A 6,749-nucleotide genomic window follows, 5' to 3' on the forward strand; every position below is an offset into this window, starting at 1 on the left:
GGACGCCAGCAGGTACATACCCACTAAGCGCTACGGATCATAACTATCCGTGGGTCCGCATGAGTCGGAGCACGGCAGCACAAGGGGGCGCATGCCCCATAGGCTCGGGGGATGACCACCGAGACGCACGGAACCGCCGGGCCCGCCGAGAGTCACGCGCAGCGGCTCTCCTTCCCCCGCCTGCACGCCCGCACGCAACGCTTCACTCTCGGTGCGCCCCGCGCGTTCACGGTGGCGCCGGACGGGTCCCGCGTCACCTTCCTGCGCTCGTCGTCCGGCACGGACCGGGCGAACCAACTCTGGGTCCTGGACCTGGCGGACGGCGCCACGGAGCGTGTCGCCGCCGACCCCGAGGCCCTGCTGAAAGGCGCCGTCGAGCGCCTCTCCGCCGAGGAGCGCGCCCGCCGTGAACGCAGCCGCGAGGGCGGCGCGGGCATCGTGGGCTACGCCACGGACGCGGCGGTGGAACTCGCCGCCTTCGCGCTGTCCGGGCGGCTCTTCGCCGCGGAGCTGCGCGTGGGCACGGCACGCGAACTGCCCGCCCCCGCACCGGTGATCGACCCGCGTCCCTCCCCCGACGGCCGCCACATCGCGTACGTCGCCGGGGGCGCCCTGCGGGTGACGGGCGCCGACGGCGAGGGCGACCGGGCCCTGGTGGCGCCGGAGCCCGACTCCGTCGAGAAGGAGACCGTGACGTACGGCCTCGCGGAGTTCATCGCGGCCGAGGAGATGCAGCGTTCGCGGGGCTTCTGGTGGTCGCCCGAGTCGGACCGGCTCCTCGTCGCGCGCGCCGACGACGCCCCCGTACGGCGCTGGTGGATCGCCGATCCCGCGCACCCGGAGACGGAGCCCGCCCGGGTCGCGTACCCGGCCGCGGGCACGGCCAACGCGGACGTACGCCTCTTCGTCGTGACCCTGGACGGCGCCCGCACCGAGGTGATGTGGGACCGCGCCCGCTACCCGTATCTGGCGCGCGTGCACTGGTCGTCGGCAGGGGCTCCCCTGCTCCTCGTGCAGTCGAGGGACCAGCTCAGCCAGCTCTACCTGGCGGTGGACCCGGACGACGGCTCGACCCGCATGGTGCACGCGGAGGAGGACCCGCAGTGGCTCGAACTCTTCCCCGGCGCCCCCTCCTGGTCCCCCAGCGGACGCCTGGTCCGGATCGTGGACGAGGGCGGCGCACGGGTCCTCGCGGTGGGCGAACGCCCCCTGACGGGGCCGCAGCTGCACGTCCGCGCCGTGCTGGACGTGGCGGACGACGACGTGCTGATCTCGGCGTCGGCGGGTGCGGCCGCGGCGGCTCCGGAGACCGGTGAGGTGCACGTCTACCGGGTCAACGAACTAGGCGTCGAGCGCGTCTCGACCGAACCCGGGGTGCACTCGGCGGTCCGCTCGGGAGGCCTCACGGTCCTCGTGACGGCCACGCTCGACCAGCCGGGCTCACGCGTCCAGGTACTGCGCGACGGCAAGCAGGTGGCGACCGTCGCCTCGTACGCGCGGCATCCGGAGCTCACACCGCGCGTGACACTGACCGAGGGGGGCGCACGCAAGATCCCGTGCGCCGTCCTGCTCCCCACGGACTACCAGGAGGGTTCGGGCCCGCTGCCCGTGCTCCTCGATCCGTACGGCGGCCCGCACGGTCAGCGGGTCCTCGCCGCCCACAATCCGTACCTCACGTCCCAGTGGTTCGCCGACCAGGGTTTCGCGGTGATCGTCGCGGACGGCCGGGGCACTCCGGGCCGCTCCCCCGCCTGGGAGAAGGAGATCCGCCGGGACTTCACGCTCACCCTGGACGACCAGGTGGACGCGCTCCAGGCCCTCGCGGAGTCGTTCCCCCTCGACCTCTCCCGGGTCGCCATCCGGGGCTGGTCCTACGGCGGTTACCTCGCGGGGCTCGCGGTCCTGCGCCGCCCCGATGTCTTCCACGCGGGCATCGCGGGGGCGCCGGTGACGGACTGGCGGCTGTACGACACGCACTACACGGAGCGGTACCTGGGCGATCCGGGCACCGACCCGGCGCCGTACGCCCTGAGCTCCCTCGTCACCGAGGAGGGCCTGGTGGCGCCGGAGGACCCGCACCGGCCGCTGATGATCGTGCACGGGCTCGCGGACGACAACGTGGTGGTGGCGCACGCGTTGCGCCTGTCGTCGGCGCTGCTTGCCGCAGGGCGCCCGCACGAGGTCCTCCCCCTGTCCGGGGTGACGCACATGACTCCGCAGGAACAAGTGGCGGAGAACCTGCTGCTGCTTCAGGTGGACTTCTTGAAGCGGTCCCTGGGCATGCACCGCAAGTGACGGTCGGCCGGGGCGACATGGCTTGCCCCGGCCGACCTACGGCACCCGCACGGCCGTACGAGGCTCAGCCTGCCGGGTGCGTATATCGCTGACGCGACAGAGCGATTGCCCGCGTGTAAAGCACGAACAGGCTTCTTCCCCAACCCCGCCCCTTCCCGAAAACCCGTTCGGCGCGGGAGCCTTGCGTGCCGCAATCACCGGCTCCGCCGAGTTCGTCCTCAAACGCCGGACGGGCTCTATCAGCCCCTCCGGCGTTCGAGGAGCGGGGTCTGGGGCGGAGCCCCAGTTTCGGGAAAGGGCGGGATTGGGGAGAGCCCCGCAGGGCCCCGCCCCTACGGCACCACCTGTTTCTCCTCGGCGAAGTGGCACGCCGAGTCATGGGCCGCCGGGCCCGAGACCCCCCGGAACTCCGCCGGAACGGCAAGCAGCGGCACCTCCAGAGCACACCGCTCCCTCGCCTTCCAGCACCGCGTACGAAACCGGCACCCCGAGGGCGGATTGGCGGGCGACGGAACGTCCCCGGAGAGAATGATCCGCTCCCGATGCTCCCGAGCATCGGGATCCGGCACCGGCACAGCCGACAGCAGCGCCTGCGTGTACGGATGCGTCGGATGCTCGTAGATCTCCTGGTCGGAGCCGATCTCGACGATCCGCCCCAGGTACATCACACCCACCCGGTCAGAGATGTGCCGCACGATCGACAGGTCGTGCGCGATGAACACGTACGACAGATCGAACTCGCTCTGCAGTTGGTCGAGCAGGTTCACCACCTGCGCCTGGACCGAGACGTCGAGCGCCGACACCGGCTCGTCCGCCACGATGATCTCGGGCCGCAGCGCAAGACCCCGCGCGATCCCGATGCGCTGGCGCTGACCGCCCGAGAACTGGTGCGGATAGCGGTTGATGTACTCGGGGTTCAGCCCGACCACGTCGAGCAGTTCCCGCACCTTCTGCCGCCGCGAGCCCTTGGGCGCGACCTCAGGATGGATCTCGTACGGCTCCCCGATGATGTCGCCGACGGTCATCCGGGGGTTCAGCGAGGTGTAGGGGTCCTGGAAGACCATCTGGATGTTGCGCCGCACGGCCTTCAGCGCGCGCCCGGACAGCTTGCTGATGTCCTCGCCCTTGTAGCGGATCTCGCCCGCCGTCGGCCGCTCCAGGTTCACCAGCATCTTGGCGACCGTCGACTTGCCGCAGCCGGACTCCCCCACGATGCCGAGCGTCTCGCCGTGCCCGAGGTCGAAGTCGACGCCGTCGACGGCCTTGACCGCGCCGATCTGCCTGCGGATGACGATGCCCTGGGTGAGCGGGTAGTGCTTGACCAGGCCCCGTACCTGGAGGATCGGCTCGCGGCCCGACGCCGAGCCGTGCGCGGCGAACTCGTGCTCCGCCCGCGCCTTGTGCATGAGCTGCCGCGCGGTCTCGCCCTCGTCCTCCAGCTGCTTCTTGCTGATGTGCTCACCGTGAGGCATCGAGCGTCTCCTTCCAGAAGTGGCAGGCGCTCCGGCGGTCGGCGGTCAGACCTTCGTAGGCCACTTCGTAGAGCGGCGGCTCGTCGGTCCTGCACACGTCCCGTGCCATCGGGCAGCGGGGGTTGAAGGCGCAGCCCGGCGGGATGTTCATGAGGTTGGGCGGCAGGCCCTTGATCGCGTAGAGCTCCTGGCCCTTCTGGTCGAGCCGGGGAATCGACTCAAGCAGACCGCGCGTGTACGGGTGCGCCGGGGCCTTGTAGATCTCGTGGACGGGGGCCTTCTCGACGATGCGGCCCGCGTACATGACGGCGATGTTGTCGGCGACGTCCGCCACGACGCCCAGGTCGTGGGTGATGAGGATCAGGCCCATGTGCAGCTCGCGCTGGAGCTCGGCGAGGAGTTCCATCACCTGGGCCTGCACGGTCACGTCCAGGGCGGTGGTCGGTTCGTCGGCGATGATCAGCGAGGGTTCGAGGGCCATCGCCATGGCGATCATGATGCGCTGGCGCATGCCGCCGCTGAACTGGTGCGGGTACTGCCCGACGCGTTCCTTGGCGGCCGGGATGCGCACCCGGTCCATGAGCTCGACGGCCTTGGCCCTGGCGTCCTTGCGGGACATCCCCTGGTGGACGACGTACATCTCGCCGAGTTGCTGGCCGACGCTGACCACTGGGTTGAGGGACGACAGGGCGTCCTGGAAGATCATCGCCATTCCGGCGCCGCGCGTCTTGCGCCGCTCCTCCTCCTTGAGCTTGAGGAGGTCCTGGCCCTTGAAGAGGATCTCGCCGCCGGTGATCTTTCCGGGCGGCATGTCGAGGATGCCCATGATGGCCTGCGCGGTCACGGACTTGCCGGACCCGGACTCGCCGAGCACGGCGAGCGTCTCGCCCTCGCCGACGGTGTAGTCGACGCCGTTGACGGCCTTGGCGACGCCGTCCCTGGTCCTGAACTCCACGTGCAGATCACGCACTTCGAGCAGCGGGGGCGCCTGGTTGACGGACGCCTCGGATGCCACGGTTGCCATGGGCGCCTACCTCAGCTTCGGGTCGAGGGCGTCGCGCACCGCGTCGCCGAGCATGATGAACGCGAGCACGGTGATCGCAAGGGCTCCCGCGGGCCAGAGCAGCATGTGCGGGGCGTTGCGGATGTACTGCGACGCGGCCGAGATGTCGATCCCCCAGCTCACGGTCGGCGGCTTCAGCCCCACGCCGAGGTACGACAGGGTCGCCTCCAGGGCGATGTACGTGCCGAGCGCGATGGTGGCGACGACGATCACCGGGGCGACGGCGTTCGGCGCGATGTGCCGAAGCAGCATCCGCGAGTTGGAGGCGCCCAGGGCGCGCGCCGCCTGCACGTAGTCGTTCTGCTTGGCGGTGATGACGGAGCCGCGGGCGATGCGGGAGAGCTGCGGCCAGCCGAGCAGGACCATGAAGCCGATCACCGGCCAGACGGTGTTGCTGGTGACGACCGACAGGAGCACCAGGCCGCCGAGTACGACGGGGATGGCGAAGAAGACGTCGGTGATGCGGGAGAGGATCGCGTCCCAGACCCCGCCGAAGAAGCCCGCGAGCCCGCCGAGGACGCTGCCCAGGATCGCGACGCCGAGCGTGGCGCAGACGCCGACGGTGACGGAGGCGCGGGCCCCGTACACGGTCCGCGTGTAGACGTCGCAGCCCTGTCCGTCGAAGCCGAAGGGGTGGCCGGCCGTGGAGCTCTTCTGGGCGTTGGCGAGGTCACAGTCGAGCGGGTTGCGGGAGGCGATCAGGGAGGGCCAGATCGCGATGACGACGAGGAAGACGATGATGAGGGCGGAGATGATGAAGACCGGGTTCCGCCGCAGCTCGCGCCAGGCGTCGGACCACAGGCTGCGGGCCGGGGCGGAGGGGCCGGGGCCGCCGGAACCCGTGGGGGCCTTCTCCAGCGTCGACCCCTCGGTCGCCGCGAGGTCCATGGCGCCGCCCGCGCCGGTCGGGGCGATGGCTCCGTCTGGCTCTCGGGGTTCAGGCATAGCGGATCCTCGGGTCGAGTACGGCGTACAGCAGGTCGACGATCAGGTTGGCCACCAGGAAGACCAGGACGAGGACGGTCACGAAGCCGACGACGGTCTGGGTGCTCTGGCGGAGAATCCCCTGGTAGAGCTGGAAGCCGACGCCGTGGATGTTGAAGATGCGCTCGGTGACGATCGCGCCGCCCATCAGCGCGCCGATGTCCGTGCCGATGAAGGTGACCACCGGGATGAGTGAGTTGCGCAGCAGGTGCCGGGTGATGACGCGGCGCCTGGGCAGGCCCTTCGCGATGGCCGTACGGACGTAGTCGGCGCGGCGGTTCTCGGCGATAGAGGTCCGGGTGAGCCGGGTGACGTACGCCAGGGACACCGAGGCGAGCACGAGTCCCGGCACGATGAGTTCGTTGACGGGCGCCTCCGAGGAGACGGAGGGTTTCATCACGCCCCATTCGACGCCGAGCAGCAGCTGGAGGAGCAGGCCGGTGACGAAGGTGGGGATGGCGATGACGACGAGCGTCAGGAGCAGCACGACGGTGTCGATGGGACGCCCGCGCCGCAGCCCGGTCACCACGCCCAGCGAGATGCCGATGACGATCTCGAAGACGATGGCGACGAGCGTCAGCCGGATGGTCAGCGGGAAGGCGGTCGACATCAGTTCGGTGACCTTCTGCCCGTTGAAGGCGGTACCGAAGTCGCCGGTGAAGACATTGCCCATGTAGGTCACGTACTGCTGCCACACGGGCTTATCGAGGCCGAATTCCTTCTTCAGCTGGGTGGCCGTCGCGGGGTCGCACTTCCGGTCCCCGCAGAGGCCCGCGATGGGGTCGCCCATCACGTTCACCATCAGGAAGATCAGCAGCGTGGCGCCGAAGAAGACCGGGATCATCTGCAGCAGACGCCGGATCACATAACGTCCCATGAGGGCTCCGTAAGTAGGGGAAGCGGTGGTGGGGGCGGGGGTAGGGCCCCGCCCCCGC

At 70.1% G+C, this 6,749-nt stretch carries 5 protein-coding genes; 1 reads left to right on the forward strand and 4 read right to left on the reverse strand.

Going from position 1 to position 6,749, the window contains the following annotated elements:
• Positions 1-111 precede the first annotated feature (111 nt).
• Positions 112-2,295, forward strand: coding sequence for a prolyl oligopeptidase family serine peptidase (locus ACWFRU_RS23855; protein ID WP_453689970.1), 2,184 nt, complete (start codon positions 112-114; stop codon positions 2,293-2,295).
• A 332-nt stretch (positions 2,296-2,627) separates the two neighbouring features.
• Here the strand turns inward: ACWFRU_RS23855 and ACWFRU_RS23860 are convergent, their stop codons facing one another.
• The 4 genes from ACWFRU_RS23860 to ACWFRU_RS23875 are packed head-to-tail and all read right to left on the reverse strand — an operon-like array spanning position 2,628 to position 6,691.
• Positions 2,628-3,701, reverse strand: a complete 1,074-nt coding sequence (locus ACWFRU_RS23860; RefSeq protein ID WP_453690018.1) for an ABC transporter ATP-binding protein — start codon at positions 3,699-3,701, stop codon at positions 2,628-2,630.
• Positions 3,702-3,753: 52 nt separating this feature from the next.
• Positions 3,754-4,791 (reverse strand): ABC transporter ATP-binding protein, encoded by a 1,038-nt coding sequence (locus ACWFRU_RS23865; protein ID WP_453689972.1) that lies wholly within the window; start codon positions 4,789-4,791, stop codon positions 3,754-3,756.
• A gap of 6 nt (positions 4,792-4,797) precedes the next feature.
• Positions 4,798-5,775, reverse strand: a complete 978-nt coding sequence (locus tag ACWFRU_RS23870; RefSeq protein WP_453689974.1) for an ABC transporter permease — start codon at positions 5,773-5,775, stop codon at positions 4,798-4,800.
• Positions 5,768-6,691, reverse strand: coding sequence for an ABC transporter permease (locus tag ACWFRU_RS23875; RefSeq protein ID WP_453690020.1), 924 nt, complete (start codon positions 6,689-6,691; stop codon positions 5,768-5,770). Before ACWFRU_RS23875 ends, ACWFRU_RS23870 begins: the two co-directional genes overlap by 8 nt.
• Positions 6,692-6,749 lie beyond the last annotated feature (58 nt).

The sequence above is a fragment of the Streptomyces sp. NPDC055099 genome, from assembly GCF_053607685.1.